Origin of the sequence: Pseudoalteromonas sp. ESRF-bin5, assembly GCF_002632075.1 — a bacterium.
Taxonomy (GTDB): Bacteria; Pseudomonadota; Gammaproteobacteria; order Enterobacterales; family Alteromonadaceae; genus Pseudoalteromonas; species Pseudoalteromonas marina.
Map to the genome: position 1 here is coordinate 1 of NZ_NTLW01000046.1, position 21,330 is coordinate 21,330.

Here is a 21,330-nt window from a genome sequence, read left to right on the forward strand (position 1 = left end):
CGCATTTATCTTTTAAACTAGCTAGGTACTGCTCTTGATAACCTAGTTGTTGAAACTCTGCAATGCATGCTCGGTAAAAAGCTTCTCGCTCTCGCTCTGTTTGACTGAGTTCTTCCGACTCTTCGATAGTTTTATCTGTCATTTTATTATTTTGTAAATCCGTTTTTATTATTTACAGCACCTAAAGAAATTAGGCCGTTTAAAATTTGGCCATAGTGTAGCTAATAAAGTTACAAAAATACAACATAATGTTTAAAAGTTACCCATTAATTTGTTATATACACATAAAATTTTTCATATAGATAATGACTAACTATCAACAGCTTAAAATGTGCATCTTCGCCTCATTAATTCGCCAGAATACGGGTTTAAATACTTACGGTAATAACAAATAAAATCTACATGGCATAAACTTCCCTATCGCGGGAAAATCAGATCTGTTAACACTAATGTTAGCTGCTTAATATAAATTAATTACCTCAAGTTAAGAGCGAGCCGGCATACTAATTTTTTAAAACAAAAACGCCGCAATTAAGCGGCGTTTCAAGGTGTTATTTTCGTTAAGCTTAGTCAGCTTGCGGACGCATATGCGGGAATAAAATAACATCTTTAATTGTAGATGAGTCAGTAAATAACATTACTAATCGGTCAATACCAATACCCTCACCAGCAGTAGGCGGTAAACCGTACTCTAGTGCGCGTATGTAATCTTCATCGTAATGCATTGCCTCATCATCGCCTGCGTCTTTTTCTTCAACTTGGCGAGTAAAGCGTTCTGCTTGGTCTTGTGCATCGTTAAGCTCCGAGAAACCATTTGCAAGCTCACGTCCGCCAACAAAAAATTCAAAGCGGTCGGTAACAAATGCATTGTCGTCGTTACGACGTGCAAGCGGCGACACTTCCCATGGGTAACCTGTAATAAATGTAGGTTGGATAAGCATGTGCTCAGCCGTTTCTTCAAATATTTCACATAAAAACTTGCCTGGGCCCCAAACACAGTTTTCAGGAATTTTAACGTGCACTTGTTTCGCGTACGCTTTTAATTCTTCAAAGTGATTTTCTGGGTCATTAAATACCGCAGCATCAAACTCAGGGTTATATTTTAAGATAGCATCAGCCATGCTTAGGCGCTCAAACGGCTTACCAAAGTCGTACTCTACTGAGTCGATTACTTCGCCGTTTTCATCTTTCGTTGTATTAACAACAATTGGGCTGCCTAAAACGTTTGTTGCAACGGTACGTAGCATGTCTTCGGTAATGTTCATCAGATCGATGTAATCGGCGTATGCTTGGTAGAACTCAATCATAGTGAATTCTGGGTTGTGACGCGTTGATAACCCTTCGTTACGGAAGTTACGGTTAATTTCAAATACGCGGTCAAAACCACCTACCACTAAACGCTTTAAGTAAAGCTCTGGCGCTATACGTAAATACATGTCGATATCAAGCGCGTTATGATGAGTCACAAATGGACGCGCAGACGCACCGCCAGGAATAACCTGCAGCATTGGCGTTTCTACTTCCATAAAGTCACGATCTGCTAAGAAACGACGAATACCTTCAACTACTTGTGAACGAATACGGAACGTTTCGCGCGTTGCTTCGTTAGTAATTAAATCAACATAACGTTGGCGGTATTTTGTTTCTTGGTCTGAAAGACCATGAAATTTTTCTGGTAATGGGCGTAGTGACTTAGTAAGTAATTCGTACTCGGCCATATCTACATATAAATCGCCTTTGCCTGATTTATTAAGTGGACCTTTAACACCGATAATATCGCCAATATCAAGCTGACCATATTTTGCTTTTAAGTCTTTTTGTACGTCTTTTGATGCGTAAACTTGTACACGGCCTTTCATGTCTTGAATAGACATAAATGGACCACGCTTAGCAAGAATACGACCAGCAATTGATACTACGTGCTGTAGCTCAATTAATTCTTCTTTTGTTTTATCACCAAACTCAGCTTGCAAATCAGCCGTGTAATGTTCACGACGGAATTGGTTTGGATGACCGTTGGCTGGGCAATTTTCGCGAATAGCATCTAACTTGCCGCGACGCTCAGCGATTAACTTGTTTTCGTCTTGGATTTTATCAGTCATTTTTTAGCTCTTTATTAGCTTGGTGGTTATAGGCCAGATTTAAGGCTGGCTTCAATAAATTTGTCTAGGTTACCGTCAAGTACCGATTGGGTATTGCGGTTTTCAACGCCGGTGCGTAAATCTTTAATACGCGAGTCATCAAGAACGTATGAACGAATTTGACTGCCCCAACCAATATCTGATTTTGCATCTTCTTGCGTTTGTTTTTCAGCATTTTGCTGCTGTAGCTCAAGCTCAAATAATTTAGCTTTTAATTGCTTCATTGCTTGGGCTTTATTTTTATGCTGCGAACGCTCGTTTTGACATTGCACTACCGTGTTTGTAGGCACGTGAGTAATACGTACTGCCGATTCGGTGGTGTTAACGTGCTGACCACCTGCGCCCGATGCACGGTACACGTCTATACGTAAGTCAGACGGATTAATATCAATTTCAATGTTGTCGTCTATCTCTGGGTATACAAACGCAGAGGCAAACGATGTATGACGACGGCCACTTGAGTCAAATGGGCTTTTACGAACTAAACGGTGTACGCCTGTTTCTGTACGTAACCAACCGTAAGCATATTCACCAACAAAGCGAACTGTTGCGCCTTTTATTCCGGCTACATCGCCATCGGTTGCTTCTACTAGCTCAACTTTAAAGCCTTTTGCTTCGCCCCAGCGTAGGTACATGCGAAGTAACATGTTACACCAGTCTTGAGCTTCAGTGCCGCCTGAACCTGATTGTAAATCAAGGTATGCATCATTTGCATCGTGCGTGCCCGAAAACATACGACGAAACTCTAAACCTTCTAATTGCTCGTTTAGGCCTTCAAGTTCTGCATTTGCTTCGTCAAAGGTGTCTTCGTCTTCCGCTTCTATTGCAAGCTCAAGCAAGCCTTCAACGTCATCAGCGCCAGCAACTAAGTTGTCGATTGTTTCAACAACCGCCTCTAATGCTGACTTTTCACGGCCAAGTGCCTGTGCGCGTTCAGGTTCATTCCATACAGCTGAATCTTCAAGTTCGGCGTTAACTTCTTCTAGGCGCTCTTGTTTAAGAGCGTAGTCAAAGGTACCCCCGAAGCAGTTCAGTACGATCGCGAATTTCCTTGATTTGATTAATCACAGGATTCACTTCAAACATGTACATTACTCCAAAATGGCTAGATTATTACGGCCCGACTTGAGGAATATCCGCAATAAATTATCGTCAAATGATAAAAACGCCCGATTTTAACAAAAAATCGCGCGCTTTATTAGCCTTTTATGCATGTATTGTGCATATTTTTTAGTGCACTTTTTCAAGCTCTCGTACAATTAGCTGCAAGCTAAATTTACCTCTAAACTCGTTTATATCAAGTTGATAAGCCACTTTAACAAAGCGTGCTTCGGTATCTGGCCACTCTTTTACGTCTATACCAAAAGCAATAGCGTCAACTAATCGCCCTGATTGATGTTTAAGCACCAGTTTTAAATGCTTTTCACCAACAATACGTTGCTGAATTAATTCAAAGGTATGTTCAAACACAGGCTCTGGAAATTGCTGCCCCCATGGGCCTGATTGCTTTAATAGTTGGGCAAACTCCATGGTAAAGCAGTCGTTTGGCAGCTCGCCGTCGGTAAATACAATACAACGCTTACTTTCTTCGCTTAATTGCGCACTGACTGCGGCATCAAACGCTTTTTTAAAGTCGTTAAAATTTTGCTCGTCTATGCTTAACCCCGCAGCCATTGCGTGGCCACCAAACTTATTTATTAAATGGGGCGTGGCGGTATTTAACCCTTCGAGTAGGTCACGCATATGCAGCCCTTCAATAGAGCGGCACGAGCCTTTAATTTCGCCATTTTCACCACCCGCAAAAATAACGGTTGGGCGGTGGTACTTTTCTTTTAAACGGCCAGCCAAAATACCAATTACGCCTTGGTGCCAGTCATCTTGAAACAAACAAATAGCATCAGGAATGTTATCGTCGGTAAAGGCGAGCCTATCAAGCACGGCTTGCGCTTCAGCTTGCATACCTTGCTCTATTTCACGCCTTGCATGGTTTAAGCTGTCGAGTTCGCTTGCGATACGCCTTGCTTGGTTTATATCGTTACTCAGTAAACACGCTATGCCCAAACTCATGTCGTCTAGTCGCCCTGCTGCGTTTAAACGTGGCGCAAGTGAAAAACCAAAATCGCTGGCGCTTAAACGCGCTGCATTTCTGTTGGCCACTTCAATAAGTGCTGTAATACCTGGGCGTGTTTTACCACTGCGAATACGCGCTAAGCCTTGGTGTACTAATGTTCGGTTATTTGCATCAAGTGCAACTACATCAGCGACTGTGCCCAGTGCAACTATGTCTAATAAGTTTGCTAAGTTAGGCGGTGTTTGTTGCGTAAAGTAACCTTGTTCGCGCATTAGGCTTCTTAGTGCAATTAATAAGTAAAACGCAACGCCTACACCAGCAATAGACTTTGACGGAAAGTTACATTCGTGTCTGTTTGGATTTACAATGGCATCGGCATTGGGAAGCTGTTCACCTTGTAAATGGTGATCTGTAACCAACACTTTTATACCTACCGATTTTAAAATATCAATACCGGCAATACAGGATATACCGTTATCTACGGTGATCACTAAATCGGGCTTTATTTGTACTATTTGCTCGGCCAGTGCGGGGCTTAAGCCATAACCTAAGCTAAAGCGGTCTGGAATGAGGTAATCTAAATTTTGAAAACCAAACATTTGCAACCCCTGCATTAAGGTTGCAGTACTGGTTGCGCCATCGGCATCAAAGTCGCCCACAATTAAAATGTGGCTTTGCGCCTTAAGCGCATCGACTAGTAATGCACTTGCTTTGTCGATGTCTTTAAACAATTTATAATCGTGAAGCGTAGCAACACCGTTATCGAGCTCTTGGGCATCAACCACACGACGAGTCGCGTAAATTTGTTTTATTACCGGATGCAAATGACTCGGTAAGTGCGAGTCGTTAACGTTTTCGCGCGCAATGATCAGTTTTTTCATGCAGTTTTTTTAACTTATTAAATCGTATTAAAAAGACAAAAAAAGGCCATTAAGGCCTTTTTGTAAACGTAAACACGTTATTAAGATGCTTTATTAGCATCTAACGCTGCTTTTAATGCAGCAGCAGGTTGGTAACCTGGGATCATTGTGCCATCGTCTAAAATAATGGCTGGCGTGCCACTAATACCAAAGCTTTGGCCTAGCTGGTAGTGTTCAGCAATGGGTGCACTACAACCTGCAACTGCCGTGGTACTCTCACCAGCTTTAGCTTCTGTTAACGCCTCTTGTTGATCTTTTGCACACCATACATTCATTAAATCTGCATAGCCTGAACCTTGTAGGCCACCACGCGGAAACGCTAAGTACTTAACGGTAATACCCGCATCAAGTAAATCGTTTAGCTCACGGTGTAATTTACGACAATAACCACAGCTAATATCGGTAAATACAGTGATGCTGTGTTTTTCGTTTGGTGCTTTGTACACAATCATCGACTCTTCGTATTCTGTAATACCTTCAGCACGCACGCTATTTAAAGCTTGTTCTGTTAGGTTATTACGGTTGTCTAAATCGATTAACGTGCCTTGCATTAAAAACTGACCGTCTGGGCTTGCGTATAACACGCCTTTATTTGTAATTAGCTCTTTTAAACCAGCTACTGGGCTTGGATTTATTTGCTTAACCGTAACGCCAAGTGCCGCAAACTTAGTAACAATAGGATCATTAGCATTTGGCGTTACTGCAACGTCATTTGCCAATGCACTCATACTTGTGCACAACATGGCACCTGCTAACATTAATTTTTTCATAACTTCTCTCTATCCTAAAAATACTTAATATATTGACCGGCTTAATACTATTTAATTTCAAATTAAGCGCGCGGATGATGCTGCGCGTGTACCGATTTTAACCGTTCATTAGCAACATGAGTATAAATTTGCGTTGTTGATAGGTCGCTGTGTCCCAGCATCATTTGCACAACACGTAAATCGGCCCCATGATTTAATAAATGCGTAGCAAATGCATGGCGCAATGTGTGGGGTGATAATGGCGATTCAACCGATGCCAAAATAGCATAGTGTTTGATTCTATGCCAAAAGGTTTGTCGAGTCATGCCCACACCACGCTTTGACGGAAATACAAAGTCGGTGGCGTGTTTGATCATTTGTGCGCGGCCCACTTTTAAAAAAAGCTCAAGCCAATGCATGGCTTCTTCGCCCAGCGGCACTAAACGTTCTTTGTTGCCTTTACCTTTTACAAACACAACCGCTTGGCGTAAGTTAATTTGCTCCATACGTAGCCCAACCAACTCACTGACACGCAGGCCTGTGGCATAAAGCAATTCAAGCATGGCTTTGTCTCGTAACCCCATGGGTTCTTCAGTATTGGGGGCGTTAAGAAGCGCTTCTACTTCAGTTTCAGAAAGTGTTTTAGGTAACGATTGCCCCGCTTTGGGTTGGGCAATATTTAGCATTGGTGTGTCGGTAATCATTTTTTCACGCACAAAGTACTGATAAAACCGTTTTAGCGCACTGATACTTCTCGCTGTACTGCGCGGCTTTAGGCCTAAATCAACCCGATGCGCTAAGTAGCTTTCAATGTCGTGCCCTGTTACCGTCATTAAGTTTTCGCCTTTTAAAAACTGGCAAAACTTATCTAAATCGCTTCGGTAAGCACTTAATGTGTTTTCGCTTACACCTTGCTCTAAATAAAGGCTATCTAAAAAGGTTTCTAGGTAGTCGCTATTGGTGCTCATACTGCTTTTATTTTCTGAAAAATCGTCAGATAGCGTTGTCACATTATGCTCTCATGCTTTGCTAAGGTATCAATTAAAAATACCTTACGGTAAACTTGAGCCTATCATATCAGGCAATTACACAGTGATAAATACGATGCAAATTGGTTTATTTTTTGGCTCTACTACGTGCTACACCGAAATGGCAGCAGAAAAAATACGTGACCTTATTGGTGACGATATAGTTAGCCTTCACAATATTAAAGACGAACCACTAAAAAATGCAGAGCAGTACGACTTTATCATCTTTGGTATTTCAACATGGGACTTTGGCGAAATACAAGAAGACTGGGAGTCTAAATGGGACGACATAAAAGACGTAAACCTAAATGGTAAAACCATTGCTTTATTTGGCATGGGCGACCAACAAGGTTACGGACAGTGGTTTCAAGACGCTCTAGGTATGCTGCACGACGAAATAAACACACAAACATTTACACAACTTGGCTTTTGGCCGAACGACAGCAGCTACGAGTTTGAAGCCTCAAAGGCACTCACCCCAGATGGCAAACAGTTTGTAGGGCTCGCCCTTGACGAAGACAGCCAGTACGAGCTGAGCGATGAGCGCATAGCCAGCTGGGTTGAGCAAGTAATGACCGAGTACGGCGAAACGCTTTAACTGCTTAAGCGTAATACTTGCCACGCTATATAACAGCGATTTAACACATTACCAATATTGTTTATGGTAAAAAGCCAAACACGCTTAGGTGTTTGGCTTTAGTAATAATGCACATCGCTAAATTTAACGAATAGGTTTAAAAGTTACGAATATCTACATTTGAGCTATTAAATTCAAACATATTTATTTTTCCACATTGTGCCACATGGTTAGTGCTGGCAAAGGGTGTATTGGCTTGGTTTATATCGCTTTCCCAGCCTTGGCCATTTTTAACAAATGCTTTTACCTCAAACCACCCATTTACTGCTTTGCTGCAATCCATGTCTACATCTAGCATCCAATAGTGTTCGCCCCAAATATTAAGCGGCGTAACGCCAAAGCCGTCGTTAGTTACTGTTTTTTGGGCACCATATGTACTTGGCCACACGTTTGTAGTCCAATCGGCTGAGGTACCTTCTGCCTGGGCGCTTTGCCCGCTTTCAATACCGTACCAATCTAGATAGTTATCGTTTACTTTCCATGGGCTTGTAGTGGCATTTTTTAAATTGTTATGACGAATAGGCATCGCACATTCCACATTAGTTGTTTGACAGTTTCTACCTAAATTTGTATTTGCATAGGTATGATCTATTCCGCCGCGTACAAACATGTCTTGCCCACTTTGAGTTTGTGCGTTAATAAAAATGACGGTACGCTGCCAATCACCACTCGGATTTGAAGTCGAACCTTGTGATAACTTAGCGTTTTTATGAATTGCCATCGCATCCCAAGGTGCCACATTTAGATCAATAGTGCCGTTACTATTAACTGTAATAACCTCACCGCTACAACTTTTAGCATCGCCCGATAGTTCACCTTTTAATACATTACAATATTGGCCAGGCGCCATGTCTGTTTGCACAGTGGCATTGAGCGCTGCGTCTTCTTTGTTAATGGCCATATGACCTGAGCTACCGCGGCCAAATGAAATCTGATTATTAGTGTTATCCCACCAATTTGTCACAGCCCAGTTGTCGGCGGTGTTATTTCTAAAATCGACGCCACCCGCTATGTATGACCAACGATGTTCACATTTCCAATTGCTTGCAAAACATTCTAAATTACCACTGTTATGAACGGGAACACTCGGCCCGCCCGCATCGGTATCACCATGGAAATCGTAACTCGACATTACTTTTGGATAGCCATACGGATACGCCAACATAAATACGTTAGCTAGGTCGTATAAGCGGCCATCTTCAAAGGTAATTACGTTACCCGCACCACCATGCCCCCGCTGATTATCATGATTATCTACAAATACGACCGCTGACGAGCTTGGCATAAAGCCCCACCCTTCACCAAAATTACTTAACCATGCAAGCGAGCCGTTTCTAAATGTATTACCGAGTTGTGTACTGTATTTAAACTCGGTAACTAGCCCTGTACCTAAATACTCAGAGGCATCAACGGCTTCTGTTCCCTGATCAATCACTTCATGAAACACTAACGGCGAGCCATTTATTTTAGCCATAAGGCTTTGAATATCGCCAGCTGCTACGTGTTTAGCCGCATCAAATCTAAAACCTTTTACTCCAATAGCCTGAAGGTCGTTAATATAAGCAGCGAGATTATTTTGCACGTAATTTGAAGACGTATTCAAATCAGCAAGTCCTACTAACTCGCAGTTTTGAACGCGGTAACGATTATTACCGTAATCTTCTGGATTTATACTACAGCTTTCATGAAAGTCTTGTGGGCTATAAATTGGGTATTGTTTATTACCAAACGTGCTACCCGCAACGCCATTACCACTGCCAGCCGCCATGTGATTAATTAAGGTATCTACATAAATATCGACCCCTGCACTTTTACAACGGTTAACCATATCTACAAACTGCGTTCGGTTACCGCCTCGGCTTTGCAGTTGGTAACTCACAGGTTGATAGCGAGTCCACCATTGGTTGCCTGTAATATGCTCGTTAGGCGGAGACACTTGTACAGCAGCATACCCTTTTGGCCCTAAAAACTGCTCGCATTCTTGTGCAACATCGGGCCAACTCCATTCAAATAAATGAACAAACGTAGTGGGTGCAGCAGCTGCAAGATTAGGCAAAAGCAAACCTAGGCTTAAACCGGCGGTGGTGACCATTTTATTCAGCTTCATAGTGTGTGTTTCCAAATGTTGGCGGGCTAAACAACATGCCCAACGTTATTTACAAGTGGTTAACACTAGTCTTGAGATTGATTAAATAACAACTGAATACGTATGCATTATGGGTAAACTATCCTTTATTATTAGATAATACCCCTCACAATTACGCCATCTTTAAATAAAATGCCTTACACAAAGTAATGTAATCAGTAGTGTAATTATTGTTTAACTCTCTAATGCATAGCGTTGAATTGTCGGTTTGTGATTCTAGATAACTAAACGTCATTAAACTGCGGCTTATGGGTTTGCTAGGTGTCGCTTTTACTTGGCAATGTGCATTTAAATAAAGCCCTTTTTGAGTAGCAAGCTCAATAAATACTAAAGCCTCAGTGTTTGGCAGTATTAAACTAAACCGTGACTGTGAATGGCTAATCTGCTTAAACGCGTTAATTAGCTCCTCAAAGCTCAAACCATCGGTGTGACGCGCAGTGTTTCGGGCGTCATTATTGCCTTTTAAACTGTGATTAAAGTAAGGCGGATTAGAAATGATGACATCAAAGGGAGCGTCACTATTAAAGCTTTGAATAGTTTGATGCTTAATAGCTATATTGGGCCACGGACTATTTGCTACGTTTTGTAATGCTTGATTGTATGCGTTTTCATCTATTTCAACCGCAGTAATACTCAATGCTGGCCTGCGCTGTTTACACATTAACGCCAATAACCCCGTGCCTGTACCAATGTCTAGTAACGAGTTTGCACCAGCTAAGTTTGCCCACGCACCAAGCAAAATGCCGTCGGTTGAAACCTTCATTGCGCAGAGGTCGTGTTCAACCTTAAATTGTTTAAATGCAAAACCAGACATTTTTTCACCTTTTCATTCACCAAGCGCAGCATAGCGCGTATAATCAAGGTAATTGTCCACTATTTTAGACACTCTATGCAATTTTCTGAATTTGATCTTGATACCAAATTACTCGATGCCATTGATAAAATGGGCTACGAGAAGCCAACCAGTATTCAACAACAAGCTATTCCTGAAGCTCTTCAGGGACGTGATATTTTAGCGTCTGCGCCAACTGGCACAGGTAAAACAGCGGCATTTTTAATTCCTGCGATTCAATACTTATTGGATTTTCCGCGCCGTGAACCTGGTTTTGCCCGCGTATTAATAATGACGCCAACACGTGAGCTGGCTTATCAAATTCATGAGCAATGTGAGTTACTAGCCAAACGTACGCACCTAAAAATAGGTGTCGTGACCGGCGGTATTAACTACGGAACGCATAAAGAAATTTTTGAAAAAAATAACGACATATTAATTGCTACACCAGGGCGATTAATGGAATACCTTGAAACTGAGAACTTTCATGCTGAACACGTCGAAATGCTTATTATTGATGAAGCCGACCGCATGCTAGACATGGGTTTCAAAAAAGAAATGAGCCGTATTTGTGATGAAGCTAAAAACCGCCGTCAGTGTTTTTTATTCTCAGCAACCCTTGAGGGTGACAGCGTAGAGCGATTTGCAGAAACCACATTAAACGATCCGGCTTTGTTAGAAGCTGAGTCGTCTCGTAAAGAAAAAGCTAAAATTCACCAGTGGGTTCATCTTGCTGATGATTACCACCATAAACTCGAGCTTTTAGTCAACACCCTTAACGGCCCAGACGTGAGTAAAGCCATTGTATTTGTTAAAACCCGTGAGCGTTTAGAAACTCTCATTGGTGAATTAACTAATAACGGTGTAAAAGCCGCTTGGCTGCGAGGTGAAATGCCACAAGACAAGCGTATGAAAGCAATGGAAAACTTTCATAGTGGCCGCACTAAAATATTAATTGCAACAGATGTAGCTGCTCGCGGTATTGACGTATCTGACATTAGCCACGTTATTAACTTTGATATGCCACGTACCGCCGACGTATATGTTCACCGTATTGGCCGTACTGGTCGCGCAGGTAAAAAAGGCATCGCTATTTCATTAGTTGAAGCGCATGATATTGGTATTTTGTACAAAGTAGAACGCTACATTGAACAAAAGCTTAAACGCCGTGTAATTAAAGGCATAGAGCCTCAGCATAAAGAGGCTAAGCCACCGGTTAAAAAGCGCAAAGATCCGGTAAAAATGAAAGCAAAGAAAAAAGCGAAAGTTAAAAAGAAAAAGTAACTTAGCATATTTACCAAAGCCGGCGTATGCCGGCTTTTTAATGCGTGTAACATATGTAACCGGTGCATGTAACACCTACCCATTTAAATGTAATTATTGCCCACCTGAATTCCCACTTAATAAAATAACCTTATATTTCAATAAATTAAAACTGGCACTGAACTTGTAATATTAAACACAGAATAGCCAGAATATTTAATGGTTTGGCTAAATTTTTAATTGATATAAAAGGATTGAGTTATGAACCGCTTAAAGTTAACTATCGCGTTAGTTTCGTTTTGTTGTTTATTTTTGTTAGCCTGCGCTACCAAAGTGAGTGCAGCAACACACCTAGCCGTAGTCAGCAGCGTAGCAACTCAACCTAACCTTCAGCAAACCATTACAAGCACGCTTCGTACTAACCCCAACTTTGCATTAAGCAATATTCGCGTACAGGTCAAAGATGGCGAGGTAGTATTACATGGTCAAGCGCAAACCGGTTTTGAACGTGCGCTTGCTCAAAAGTTTTTAGAAAATATGGATGGTGTTAAAATCATCCGTAACAAAATTAGTGTTATTTGAATCGCATTTTTATTAACTCAATTGATCCTAGGCGCAGCATGTTACTCCAACACATGCTGCGCCTTTTTTGTGCCAGTATTTACTTGCAACTCACATTAACTACAATAAAAAACTCGCTTTAATTACCTCTTACTTACCGCCTAATACCAATTGTAAATTGCATACATTACAACCTAATATTTGCCAAAATAATCCGCTCTTTAAATAATAAATTTATATTAAGCCTAGGCCTGTTTAACTGCCATTATTAAAGCGTGTTCTATCAAGGAGCAACATAATTACGGTGCGCGATTTGTGACCCAGTAAGCTAAGTACCTACTCCTGCATTATTTTAATGACTTCGCCTATGTAGGTATAACTTAAAGTCGTATACAGCTTATACGCCCTACTTGCTCCTTATTACCTATTATTTAGGCAACAAGGAGAAGCAACCTATGAGAGGAACACAAAAGTTACTGCATGTTTTATATTTATGTTGCGTTATCGTCGGTTTCGGGAAGTAACTACACAATAGGCTTAGCCTTATCGATATATCACATAGCCCGCTTTCAATTTCACCCCAAAAGATAAATAGGCCTTAATCAATAATCAATTAACGTTGCTCTCACCTTCTCAAACACTTAAATAGCCATAAAAAAATGCAGCTTTATAAAGCTGCATTTAGTCGTTGTGACTCATAAGTCATTTTTATTTAAGCCCACAACGCGTATTTAAATGTAAAATTGCGTTGCGAGTGAGTAAATAATTCCCACTGGTATTAATGGCTCATTTATTCGTTTTGGCCTGAATCAGCTCCACCAGCGTTGCCTTTATTTGATGATTGCTGACTTATTTTATCGCTGATCATGGCATCGAGCTTTTCACCGCCTTTAATACCAAAATAGAGCGTGCGAATAGGGAATGGAATACTAATATCAGCTTCATCCAACGCTTGTTTAACGGCAACTACACCTTTATGGCGCACTGTCATAAAGTCTGGTTCACCTGGGTATTTAATCCAAAACCACACCAATAAATTAATGCTACTGTCGCCAAAGCCTTCAGCATAAACATCGGTTTCGTTTTTACGAATGACAAAGTCCAAATTGTTAATCTTATCTACAATAACTTCTTTCGCTTTTTCAATGTCGTCACCATACGAAATGCCTACCGGTACTTCTATGCGTCTAACTCCAAGTGTGGTGTAATTTTTTAACACATTTCTAAATAATACCTTGTTTGGTACTAAAATTAACTGCCCGTAAAAGCTCTCTATTAGCGTGTTACGCAGGTTTATTGAGTGCACTGAACCAAACACGTCGTCGGTTTCGATTACGTCTCCTGCTTTAAAGGGCTTGCGTATACCCATTGCTATGCCCGCAATCAAGTTTTCGGTCATATCTTGAAACGCAAAACCTATGGCTAAACCAACAATGCCCGCACCGGCTAATAAAGAGGTAACCGTGCCTTTTAAACCCACAAAATCCAGCGCTATAAATACCCCAACGCACAGTACAATAACCTTAAATATTGACGCCATTAAATCGGCTATTTGTTGAGAGTCGAGTGAACGGCGCAATATATTTTTCATTAGGTTGCCAGCAAAGCGCGCTAGCATTGAAAATATAATGGCAATAATAACCGCCACTATAAAATTAGGGATGTGACTTATAACAACATCAAACCAACCGCCGAGTTTTTCTTCGATAAGTTTTTCGGCTTCTGTTATCGAGGGTATGCTGATCATTTTTTGCACCTATGAGTAAATAATAATGTGAATACTTAACTCATGTTTGCAAGTTTAGCGCCAGCATATAAAAAGCCATGCAATGCATGGCTTTTTGGGTATGTGTTTAGCTTTAATTAAACGCGTTAGTTTTGCTCGTCGCGCATAAATACCGGCTCTAACTCTTTCGTTGTTGCCTCAGCGCTAAAGTAATACCCCGCAACGGTAAACTCTTTTAGCTGACTTAGTTGCGTTACTTGGTTTTCTATAATGTAACGCGCCATCATGCCGCGCGCTTTTTTAGCATAAAAGCTAATTACCTTATATTGACCATTTTTGCAGTCTTTAAAGTGCGGCGTAATAATTTGCGCGTTGAGCGCTTTTTTATCTACCGCTTTGAAGTATTCGTTTGAAGCTAGGTTAACGAGATATTGTGCATCTTGTGCTTTTGTTACTTCATTTAGCTTATCAGCAATAATACTGCCCCAAAACTCATACAGGTTTTTACCACGAGAGTTTTCAAGCTTAGTGCCCATTTCTAGTCGGTACGCTTGCATTAAATCAAGCGGTTTTAACAGGCCATATAATCCAGATAATATACGCAAATGACTTTGCGCGTAATCAAGGTCGCTTGCAGTTAAAGTGCTCGCCTCTAACCCACCGTATACATCACCATTAAAAGCAAGCGCGGCTTGTTTGGCATTATTAATGGTAAAGGGTTGCGACCATTCGCTAAAGCGAGCAGCGTTAAGGCCAGAAAGCTTATCGCTAATTTTCATTAAACTGCCAATTTGCGCAGGTGTTAGTTCACGGCATACTTTCATGAGTTCCTCGCTGTGCTCGAGTAATTCAGGCTGAGTGAACTTATCGGTTGCCGGTGGCGTGTCGTAATCAAGATTTTTTGCAGGTGAAATAACAGTGATCATAGTTAGCTATTGACTTGTAAATTATTTAATGTCAATTTCAACATTAAATGAAACGAAAAGCACGTTTTGTTTATATAAATCCTCCCTTAAAAATTCATACATTGCCGTTTTTTAATTGATAAGGACATAAGACCTATCAAGCATTGTCACACTGTTGCAGTATGGATGGTATATATTAAGGGTCGATTTTTCTTTTAACTTGCTTGGAATGAGGAAAGCAAATGACTTCAGCTCTACAAAGGCTAAAACAACATTCATCTATCGTAGCCGACACTGGTGATATTGAAGCGATCAAAAAGCATCAACCAGAAGATGCAACCACAAACCCGTCGCTTTTATTAAAAGCGAGCGAGATTGAAGCTTATAAGCCTTACCTAGATAAAGCTTGGAGCTATGCAAAAGAAACCGAGCAAGATCCAGCTAAACAACTAGAACTTGCATGTGACTACTTTGCTGTTTTACTTGGTAAAGAAATTAGTGAGATTGTACCGGGTTATATTTCTACAGAAGTAGATGCACGTTTATCGTTTGATACTCAAGCAACTATTGATAAAGCACACACATTACTTAGCCTTTACGAAAAAGAAGGTGTAAGCAAAGACAAAATTTTAATTAAAGTTGCGTCTACGTGGGAAGGTATTAAAGCCGCTGAGCAGTTAGAAAAAGAAGGGACTAAATGTAACCTTACTTTATTATTTAGCGACGCCCAAGCCCGTGCATGTGCTGATGCAAATGTATTTCTAATCTCGCCATTTGTTGGTCGTATTTTAGATTGGCACGTTGCTAACGGCATGGAAAAACCAACGGATCCACTACAAGATCCAGGTGTTCAATCAGTACGCAGCATTTTTGAATTTTACAAACGTCATGACTACAAAACAGTAGTGATGGGCGCAAGTTTCCGTAATACGGGCGAAATTATTGCCCTAACAGGTTGTGACAAGCTAACTATTAGCCCTAACCTTTTAGAAGACTTAGGTAACCTTGAAGGCGCACAAGAATATTTACTAGAAAGTGATATTCCTAAAGAGCCGAAACCTGAGCCGCTTACAGAAGCTCAGTTCCGTTGGTTACATAACCAAGATGCAATGGCAACTGAAAAGCTAGCTGAAGGTATTCGCTCTTTTGCTGATGCACAAGAACAGCTAGAAGCACGTTTTAAAGCAATGTAATTGGTTTGAACGTACTTTAAAAAACGCCGCAATTGCGGCGTTTTTTTATGCCTGTAAAGTGCGGACTAATAACCCGCTCTCCTTCATACATTTTAGCTTTAAACCAAATAACTCTCATCGACTTAAATTTGTTTGTAAATTTTATACAACGTGTTTTTTTATTTAAAAGCAATACTTTACTTGTATAAACCTTCATTTAAACATCACAACTTTGTAACATCTCTGTCACTTTTTTATTCTATTTTAGCTGGGCCTGTGGTATAGGTACTCTTGAGGTCAATAAAATCAATAGGAGAAGTTCATGGATAGCCTAAACGATATATTAGAGATACTAGAAGGTCCTGATGAAAAAAGAAAAACCTCTCAGAAGAACAAAAAAAGAAAATGGCGCGAAATAGAAGCAATAAAAGATAAACAACGTCTACGTAAAGAATTAGAGGAATTTGATTACTTTGCAGACACAATTGCAATTGATGAGCTAGATTTTTAATTTCTATACCCACCAATTACACATAAGCCCTCATTTATGAGGGCTTTTTTAATGCTAAGCTTATTAAGCTAAACCTGCCAATTTATAGGTTTTTTACCTTGTGCTAACAGCAGTTCGTTAGTTTTCGAAAAGTGCTTACAACCAAAAAAGCCTCGGTGAGCCGACAGCGGCGACGGATGCGGCCCAATCAAAATAGAGTGGCGAGTGCTATCTATGCCTTTCCCTTTTTTTTGCGCATGCGCTCCCCACAAAATAAACACAACTCCATCACAGTTCGCGTTGATGTGAGCAATAACATTATCGGTAAATTGCTCCCAACCTAAATGTTTATGGGAATGGGCTTGCCCTTGCTCTACTGTTAAAACAGTATTTAGTAAGAAGACGCCTTGTTCTGCCCAGCTTTGTAAGTAACCATGCTCAGGAATAACAAAGCCCTCAATATCTGTAGCTAGCTCTTTGTACATATTTTTAAGCGAGGGTGGGAGTTTTTTTACCTCGGGCATAACAGAAAAGCACAGCCCATGAGCTTGCCCTTCGCCGTGGTAAGGGTCTTGCCCTAAAATTACCACCCTAATATTGTTTAGCGGCGTGGCATTAAATGCATTAAATACGTTCGACTCGGGAGGGTAAACAGCAATACCTTCCGCTCGGCGGTTTTCAACTGCATTTAAAGTTTGCTGCATATAAGGGTGCTGTAGCTCGTTTTGTAAAAATGTATCCCAGTCGCTCATTACATACTCTTTATTATTTTTCGTGACGCGTCTATTTTATCACACATATCAGCAAGCCCATCTAACATACGCGGTGTAAAACGGTGAAGTAAATCGGCATTAACGCGAATAAACTGGTTATTTGTAACCGCTGGCACTTCTGGCCATGCCTGCCAATTAACATTAGGCTGCGGGGTGTTAGATTTTTCGTCAGGAATAATAATAATTTGAGGCTTAGTAACAATGACATTTTCAATGCTGATTTGTGGATACGGGGTCGTGCTATTAGCAAACACATTATTTACGTGACAGATATTTACTAGTTGGCCAATCCATGTACTTTCACTGGTGGTCATCATAGGCTCAGCCCATAACTGATAAAAACCAGATATAGGCTGCTTCCCTTGCTGGTTTTTAATAATAGCGGTTAACTTTTGCTTAAAAGCTTTAGCAACCTGTTGGCTTTGCTTTTCGTACCCTGTTAGTTTGCCAAGTGTTAGTAGCTCAGTTTGCACGCCTTCTATGGTTGTAGGGTTACTTAAATGAACTTTAATACCCAAGCGCTCTATTTGTGCGATATCTTCCTGCTGATTTCCGCTTTTCCAAGCAATCACTAAATCAGGTTTTAAGGCTAATAATTTCTCAAGAGAAATACCATAGTACCCGCCAATGCGAGCTATATTTTTTGCTTCATATGGGTAATCGGCATAGTCAACGGTGCCCACAATATTGTCACCTGCACCAATGGCAAATAGGTTTTCGACTATGTGTGGGGCAAGCGCAACTATACGTAGTTTTTTAATCTCAGGCGCTGAGTTCGCCACAGCATTGCCGTGTAAACTAAGCAGCATGAAACCTATAAAAAGCAATTTAAACACTAGTAGTCAAACCCTTCTAACGCTTTTACACCTGAGTCGAATGCGTGTTTTACATTACGTACTTCGCTCACTGTATCGGCAAGGTCAGTCAATGCTCTGTGCGCTGCGCGTCCTGTGATAATGACCGACTGCATAGCAGGGCGATTATTAAGTGCGCTTAGTACTTCGTCTAAGTCGATATAACCATAAGTCACCATATAGGTTAGCTCATCAAGTAACACTAAGTTAATACTGCTGTCAGCAAGCATGCGCTTTGCCTCTTGCCATGTTGCTTGTGCTGCTAAGGTATCGGCTTCTTTATTTTGTGTATCCCACGTAAAGCCAGTATTCATTACAGCAAATTCAACCCCTGCGCCTTGTAATAAATTACGCTCACCACACTCCCATGTCCCTTTTATGAATTGACACACAGCGGCTTTTTGACCGTGGCCAACACAGCGTGCTACCACGCCAAAACCAGAAGTCGATTTACCTTTACCATTGCCAGTAATAACCTGAAAAATACCTTTAACCTCTTGCGCGGCTTCAACACGGGCATCTACGTGTTCTTTTACTTTTTGCTGGCGCTGTTTGTGTTTGTCGTTTGTTTGTTCAGTCATTATTATGCCCTTTATAAATCGAGGTAACTTGCGCTATATCTAAATGTGTTTCGCACATGGTTGCTAAACGCGCTAACTGCTGTTCGCGGTGTGTATCAATACTTATTGGATCAATATTTAAATCTGGCTTTACCCATTTTAAAATTTCCATCGTGGCGTTGGGCTCATCAAATAAACCGTGTAAATAAGTGCCCGCAATTGCGTTATCGTCACTTATAAAACCATCTGTTTTAAACCCATTTGGATGCTGACTAAAGGTAATTAAAGGGGTCTTTAATGCATTGCCTTTACTTACTCCCGCATGGATTTCATAACCACTACATAAAGTTTGTCGATTATTTAGCTTTAAAGTGGCCGTCACTTTACTTAATACTTTTTGCGATGTGAGTGTGGTTTCAAAATCACATAAGGCTAACCCACTCACACTTTTTAATGACGACTCAACACCCTCGGGGTCGTAAATTATATTACCCAGCATTTGCATTCCCCCACAAATTCCAAGTACTTTTCCACCATAGCGTAAGTGGCGTTTTATCTGATTATCCCACCCTTCGTTTATCAAAAAATTTAAATCGCCAAGTACGTTTTTACTACCAGGCAATATAATAAGATCAACATCAGGAATGACCTGCGTATGGCGTATATAGTTAACATTAATATTTGGGTGTAAACGCAGTGCGTCAAAATCGGTATGATTACTAATATGCGGCACTAATAATATTGCAATATTGATAGTTGCATGGGTAACGTTATTGTTTATTGCAACAGCATCTTCCGCGTCGAGAGTTAAATCGTGAAGGTATGGCAGTACTCCTAAAACAGGCTTACCCGTGTATTGCTCTAACCAGTCAAGCCCTCCTTGAAGCAAACTTATATCACCTCTAAAACGGTTAATTACAAAACCCTTTACACGTGCTTGCTCAGATCCGCTAAGTAATGCCAATGTCCCCACTAAATGAGCAAATACACCGCCTTTATCTATATCAGCAATAATAATCACTGGGCAGTCTACTTTTTCAGCGTAGCCCATGTTAGCTATGTCGTTTTCACGCAGGTTTATTTCAGCGGGGCTTCCCGCACCTTCCACCAATAAAAGATCAAACCGTTTTGCTAAACGCTCGTGTGATGTAATGACAGCGTCCATGGCGACTTTTTTATAATCGTGGTACTTGCCGGCTTCCATGTTGCTAATCGCTTTACCATGAATAATAACTTGGGCGCCTGTATCGCTATTGGGTTTAAGTAATATCGGGTTAAAGTCGGTTTCGGGCTCTACCTTAGCAGCAATAGCTTGCAAGGCTTGCGCACGACCAATTTCGCCACCGTCGTTTGTCACTGCGCTATTAAGTGCCATATTTTGTGGCTTAAACGGTGCGACTTTTATGCCTTGATTTGCAAATACTCGGCAAAGTGCAGCCACTAAGGTGCTTTTTCCCGCATCCGAGGTAGTGCCCTGTATCATGAGTGTTTTCATGGCTACACCTTAGACTTTCTAAAAAAGAGTAAACTTAAGAAAAACGCACTCCCCATAGCGGCCGTGATCACCCCTACTGGCAACTCTTGATTTTGAAGTAAAGAACGAGACAGTACATCGACCCACACCATAAATGTGCCTCCTGCTAAGCTTGTTATTAATAGCCCTGCTACGGTGCCTTGTGAAATAAAAAAGCGCACAATATGTGGCACCATTAATCCAACAAAACCAATACCGCCACACATTGCCACCAGCACAGCGGTTATTAATGAGCTTAAAATTAGCATCAGCAACCTAAATCGATGCACTTTAACACCAAGGGTTATGGCACTTTCGTCACCTAATAACATGGCATTAAGCTGGCGCCTAAAACTAATCATTACGCAGGTGCACAGTGTAATCACTAAAAAGGGTATCCAAAGCGTTGCCCACTGCGCACGTGCAAAACTTCCTAAGGTCCAAAATAAAATAGCTGCAACGGCTTGCGGCTCGCTCCAATAAAGCAACAAACTCGTAAATGCACTAAATAAAAACGAGAGTGCAACACCAGCAAGTAACATAGACTCAACTTGCCCGCCCTGCTGCCTTGTGGCAATTAATATAAGTAAGCTCATTGCTAATAAGCTACCAAGCAAGGCTGCGGCCGAAAGCATAAAACCCGCGCTAGTTCCCACAAATGCCATAAGTACAACTACACCAAACGAAGCACCTGACGATATACCGAATAAGTAAGGATCGGCTAGTGGGTTACGTGTCACGGTTTGTAAAATTAGCCCAGCGATAGCTAACCCGGCACCGGCTAAAAACGCCAATAATGTACGGGGCATTCTTAATTCAAAAATAATACGGCTGGTGAATGAAGCATCATTTAAATAAATAAAACTGTTAAATACATCCTGTATTGAGGTATCTGCAGCACCAAAGCTCAATGCTAAAAATAAACTTACTAAGGCAATAGTAATGCAAATAATCAGTGCAACTGAATGGCGTACATGCATTGCTAACAT

General features: G+C 41.0%; 19 protein-coding genes. 5 read left to right on the plus strand and 14 right to left on the minus strand.

Going from position 1 to position 21,330, the window contains the following annotated elements:
• Window positions 1-566 precede the first annotated feature (566 nt).
• The 5 genes from lysS to xerD all read right to left on the minus strand — a co-directional run bounded on the left by lysS (window position 567) and on the right by xerD (window position 6,891).
• On the minus strand, window positions 567-2,102 hold the full coding sequence (gene lysS, locus BCG07_RS01135; RefSeq protein WP_006793137.1) for a lysine--tRNA ligase: 1,536 nt from the start codon (window positions 2,100-2,102) through the stop codon (window positions 567-569).
• Window positions 2,103-2,128: 26 nt separating this feature from the next.
• Window positions 2,129-3,227, minus strand: a protein-coding gene (gene prfB, locus BCG07_RS01140) for a peptide chain release factor 2 (RefSeq protein WP_096801177.1) whose coding sequence is annotated in 2 segments (ribosomal slippage) — window positions 2,129-3,151 and window positions 3,153-3,227 — 1,098 coding nt in all. Because the reading frame shifts where the segments join, the coding sequence is not laid out codon by codon here.
• A 144-nt stretch (window positions 3,228-3,371) separates the two neighbouring features.
• Window positions 3,372-5,093 carry a single-stranded-DNA-specific exonuclease RecJ gene (gene recJ / locus BCG07_RS01145; RefSeq protein ID WP_248519642.1) on the minus strand — a complete coding sequence of 574 codons (1,722 nt, stop codon included), beginning with the start codon at window positions 5,091-5,093 and terminating at the stop codon, window positions 3,372-3,374.
• Between the two features lie 80 nt (window positions 5,094-5,173).
• Window positions 5,174-5,902, minus strand: coding sequence for a bifunctional protein-disulfide isomerase/oxidoreductase DsbC (dsbC, locus tag BCG07_RS01150; RefSeq protein WP_006793140.1), 729 nt, complete (start codon window positions 5,900-5,902; stop codon window positions 5,174-5,176).
• Window positions 5,903-5,964: 62 nt separating this feature from the next.
• Window positions 5,965-6,891, minus strand: coding sequence for a site-specific tyrosine recombinase XerD (gene xerD / locus BCG07_RS01155; RefSeq protein WP_006793141.1), 927 nt, complete (start codon window positions 6,889-6,891; stop codon window positions 5,965-5,967).
• A 94-nt stretch (window positions 6,892-6,985) separates the two neighbouring features.
• Here xerD and fldB point away from each other — a divergent pair, with 94 nt between their 5' ends.
• Complete coding sequence (fldB, locus tag BCG07_RS01160) at window positions 6,986-7,507, plus strand: flavodoxin FldB (RefSeq protein ID WP_006793142.1); 522 nt, start codon at window positions 6,986-6,988, stop codon at window positions 7,505-7,507.
• Window positions 7,508-7,643: 136 nt separating this feature from the next.
• Here the strand turns inward: fldB and BCG07_RS01165 are convergent, their stop codons facing one another.
• Window positions 7,644-9,653, minus strand: coding sequence for an alpha-amylase (locus tag BCG07_RS01165; protein WP_286888161.1), 2,010 nt, complete (start codon window positions 9,651-9,653; stop codon window positions 7,644-7,646).
• A gap of 151 nt (window positions 9,654-9,804) precedes the next feature.
• Window positions 9,805-10,506 (minus strand): tRNA1(Val) (adenine(37)-N6)-methyltransferase, encoded by a 702-nt coding sequence (locus tag BCG07_RS01170; RefSeq protein WP_271480983.1) that lies wholly within the window; start codon window positions 10,504-10,506, stop codon window positions 9,805-9,807.
• 75 nt (window positions 10,507-10,581) lie between these two features.
• On the opposite strand from BCG07_RS01170, the gene srmB reads away from it, so the two are divergent.
• Window positions 10,582-11,808 (plus strand): ATP-dependent RNA helicase SrmB, encoded by a 1,227-nt coding sequence (srmB, locus tag BCG07_RS01175; RefSeq protein WP_058429728.1) that lies wholly within the window; start codon window positions 10,582-10,584, stop codon window positions 11,806-11,808.
• Window positions 11,809-12,048: 240 nt separating this feature from the next.
• Window positions 12,049-12,369, plus strand: a complete 321-nt coding sequence (locus BCG07_RS01180) for a BON domain-containing protein (protein ID WP_006793146.1) — start codon at window positions 12,049-12,051, stop codon at window positions 12,367-12,369.
• A gap of 769 nt (window positions 12,370-13,138) precedes the next feature.
• On the opposite strand, the gene BCG07_RS01185 is transcribed toward BCG07_RS01180, so the two are convergent.
• Window positions 13,139-14,095 carry a mechanosensitive ion channel family protein gene (locus tag BCG07_RS01185; RefSeq protein ID WP_286888166.1) on the minus strand — a complete coding sequence of 319 codons (957 nt, stop codon included), beginning with the start codon at window positions 14,093-14,095 and terminating at the stop codon, window positions 13,139-13,141.
• Between the two features lie 125 nt (window positions 14,096-14,220).
• Window positions 14,221-15,000 carry a peroxide stress protein YaaA gene (yaaA, locus tag BCG07_RS01190; RefSeq protein ID WP_006793148.1) on the minus strand — a complete coding sequence of 260 codons (780 nt, stop codon included), beginning with the start codon at window positions 14,998-15,000 and terminating at the stop codon, window positions 14,221-14,223.
• A 221-nt stretch (window positions 15,001-15,221) separates the two neighbouring features.
• On the opposite strand from yaaA, the gene tal reads away from it, so the two are divergent.
• Both tal and BCG07_RS01200 read left to right on the plus strand, forming a co-directional pair.
• Window positions 15,222-16,172 (plus strand): transaldolase, encoded by a 951-nt coding sequence (gene tal, locus BCG07_RS01195; RefSeq protein WP_006793149.1) that lies wholly within the window; start codon window positions 15,222-15,224, stop codon window positions 16,170-16,172.
• A 301-nt stretch (window positions 16,173-16,473) separates the two neighbouring features.
• Entirely contained in the window at window positions 16,474-16,662 is a 189-nt protein-coding gene (locus BCG07_RS01200) for a DUF3545 family protein (RefSeq protein WP_006793150.1), read from the plus strand.
• Between the two features lie 68 nt (window positions 16,663-16,730).
• Here the strand turns inward: BCG07_RS01200 and ung are convergent, their stop codons facing one another.
• The 5 genes from ung to BCG07_RS01225 are packed head-to-tail and all read right to left on the minus strand — an operon-like array spanning window position 16,731 to window position 21,330.
• Window positions 16,731-17,393, minus strand: coding sequence for a uracil-DNA glycosylase (gene ung / locus BCG07_RS01205; protein ID WP_286888169.1), 663 nt, complete (start codon window positions 17,391-17,393; stop codon window positions 16,731-16,733).
• Window positions 17,393-18,250 carry a cobalamin-binding protein gene (locus tag BCG07_RS01210; protein ID WP_286888171.1) on the minus strand — a complete coding sequence of 286 codons (858 nt, stop codon included), beginning with the start codon at window positions 18,248-18,250 and terminating at the stop codon, window positions 17,393-17,395. The genes ung and BCG07_RS01210 overlap by 1 nt, the downstream gene beginning before the upstream one ends.
• A complete protein-coding gene (gene cobO / locus BCG07_RS01215; protein ID WP_006793153.1) occupies window positions 18,250-18,849 on the minus strand; it encodes a cob(I)yrinic acid a,c-diamide adenosyltransferase in 600 nt (199 codons plus the stop codon). Before cobO ends, BCG07_RS01210 begins: the two co-directional genes overlap by 1 nt.
• A complete protein-coding gene (locus BCG07_RS01220; protein WP_243531629.1) occupies window positions 18,842-20,323 on the minus strand; it encodes a cobyric acid synthase in 1,482 nt (493 codons plus the stop codon). The genes cobO and BCG07_RS01220 overlap by 8 nt, the downstream gene beginning before the upstream one ends.
• Window positions 20,324-20,325: 2 nt before the next feature.
• Complete coding sequence (locus BCG07_RS01225; RefSeq protein ID WP_271480998.1) at window positions 20,326-21,330, minus strand: FecCD family ABC transporter permease; 1,005 nt, start codon at window positions 21,328-21,330, stop codon at window positions 20,326-20,328.

Excerpts from the sequence above, each read along its gene's own strand:
- lysS (WP_006793137.1), bottom strand. The coding sequence starts at position 2,102 with ATGACTGATAAAATCCAAGACGAAAACAAGTTAATCGCTGAGCGTCGC.
- cobO (WP_006793153.1), bottom strand. The coding sequence starts at position 18,849 with ATGACTGAACAAACAAACGACAAACACAAACAGCGCCAGCAAAAAGTA.
- ung (WP_286888169.1), bottom strand. The coding sequence starts at position 17,393 with ATGAGCGACTGGGATACATTTTTACAAAACGAGCTACAGCACCCTTAT.
- BCG07_RS01185 (WP_286888166.1), bottom strand. The coding sequence starts at position 14,095 with ATGATCAGCATACCCTCGATAACAGAAGCCGAAAAACTTATCGAAGAA.
- BCG07_RS01180 (WP_006793146.1), top strand. The coding sequence starts at position 12,049 with ATGAACCGCTTAAAGTTAACTATCGCGTTAGTTTCGTTTTGTTGTTTA.
- BCG07_RS01220 (WP_243531629.1), bottom strand. The coding sequence starts at position 20,323 with ATGAAAACACTCATGATACAGGGCACTACCTCGGATGCGGGAAAAAGC.
- BCG07_RS01200 (WP_006793150.1), top strand. The coding sequence starts at position 16,474 with ATGGATAGCCTAAACGATATATTAGAGATACTAGAAGGTCCTGATGAA.
- fldB (WP_006793142.1), top strand. The coding sequence starts at position 6,986 with ATGCAAATTGGTTTATTTTTTGGCTCTACTACGTGCTACACCGAAATG.
- BCG07_RS01170 (WP_271480983.1), bottom strand. The coding sequence starts at position 10,506 with ATGTCTGGTTTTGCATTTAAACAATTTAAGGTTGAACACGACCTCTGC.
- yaaA (WP_006793148.1), bottom strand. The coding sequence starts at position 15,000 with ATGATCACTGTTATTTCACCTGCAAAAAATCTTGATTACGACACGCCA.
- srmB (WP_058429728.1), top strand. The coding sequence starts at position 10,582 with ATGCAATTTTCTGAATTTGATCTTGATACCAAATTACTCGATGCCATT.
- recJ (WP_248519642.1), bottom strand. The coding sequence starts at position 5,093 with ATGAAAAAACTGATCATTGCGCGCGAAAACGTTAACGACTCGCACTTA.
- dsbC (WP_006793140.1), bottom strand. The coding sequence starts at position 5,902 with ATGAAAAAATTAATGTTAGCAGGTGCCATGTTGTGCACAAGTATGAGT.
- BCG07_RS01165 (WP_286888161.1), bottom strand. The coding sequence starts at position 9,653 with ATGAAGCTGAATAAAATGGTCACCACCGCCGGTTTAAGCCTAGGTTTG.
- tal (WP_006793149.1), top strand. The coding sequence starts at position 15,222 with ATGACTTCAGCTCTACAAAGGCTAAAACAACATTCATCTATCGTAGCC.
- BCG07_RS01225 (WP_271480998.1), bottom strand. The coding sequence starts at position 21,330 with ATGTTAGCAATGCATGTACGCCATTCAGTTGCACTGATTATTTGCATT.